Origin of the sequence: Streptomyces phytophilus, assembly GCF_013870535.1 — a bacterium.
GTDB classification, from domain to species: domain Bacteria; phylum Actinomycetota; class Actinomycetes; order Streptomycetales; family Streptomycetaceae; genus Streptomyces; species Streptomyces phytophilus.
The window spans coordinates 1-1,213 of the sequence record NZ_JACBXC010001574.1; the positions used below are offsets into that span (position 1 = coordinate 1).

The 1,213-nt window shown below is 72.6% G+C and carries 1 protein-coding gene; it reads right to left on the reverse strand.

What is annotated here, in order from left to right:
* A partial coding sequence (locus H5J30_RS34335) for a glycosyltransferase family 4 protein (protein WP_181791725.1) occupies positions 1 to 1,027 on the reverse strand: 1,027 nt, incomplete at its 3' end.
* Positions 1,028 to 1,213 lie beyond the last annotated feature (186 nt).

The window sequence follows — 1,213 nt, forward strand, 5'->3', positions numbered from 1 at the left end:
TGGTGGCGACCAGGGGCGTGCCCGTCGCCATCGCCTCGGCGGCGGGCAGCGAGAAGCCCTCGTACAGCGAGGGCACGCACGCGACCTGCGCGCTGCGCAGCAGGCCGACCAGTTCGTCGTCGCTGATGCCGGTGACGAACCTGATCGCCCCGCCCAGCCCGAAGCGCTCGACGGCCTGCGCGACCGGCCCGTCCTCGGTCCGCTTGCCGACGACCACCACGTGCGCGTCCGGTTGTTCCGTACGGATCTTCGCCAGCGCCTCGACGAGGTGGACCAGCCCCTTCAGCGGCACGTCCGCGCTCGCCGTGGTGACGATCCGGCCCGGCACCCGCGCCACCGCCGGGTCGGGGGTGAACAGGTCGGTGTCCGCGCCGATCGGCACCACGTGGACCCGCTCGGGGCGCACCCCTAGCTGGTCGGTGATCTGCGTACGGGACGAGCCGGAGACCGTCAGCACGGCCGGCAGCCGGCGGGCGACGCGGCGCTGCATGCGCGTGAACCCGTACCAGCGGCGCACCGAGAAGCGCCGCCGCCGGTCGGGGGCGGCGGCCAGCTCCAGGTCCCTGTCGACGGTGATCGGGTGGTGCACGGTGGTCACGAGCGGGGCGCCGAGGGCGCGGGCGCCGCCGAGGAGGCCGTAGCCGAGGGTCTGGTTGTCGTGGACGACGTCGAAGTCGCCGCGCCGGGCGGCCAGGTGGCGGCGGGCGCGGAGGCTGAAGGTCAGCGGCTCGGGGAAGCCGCCGGTCCACATCGTGCCGACTTCGAGGAGGTCGATCCAGTCGCGGTACTCGCCGCGCGCGGGGGTGCGGAACGGGTCGGGCTGCCGGTAGAGGTCGAGGCTGGGCAGCTCCGTCAGGGTGACGCCGGGGTCGAGTACGGGGTAGGGCTGGGCGCCGATCACCTCGACCCGGTGGCCGAGGCGGGCCAGCTCGCGCGAGAGGTGGCGGACGTAGACGCCCTGTCCGCCGCAGTAGGGGTTGCCCTTGTAGCTGAGCAGGGCGATGCGCAGTGGCACCTCGGCGGTCACGTACGGCCCCCTTCTCACTGCAGTTTCGCCGGAGCGTAACCGCTCGCGCTAATCTAGAACAAGTTTCAGGCAGACGTTCGGCGGCTTCGAATCTACCGGTTGGTAGCGGGACCTGCCCGCCGGCTCTGCCGTCGGGGGAAGCACGGCACAGATCGGGACACATGACGACAACATCGAGGGCCGGCG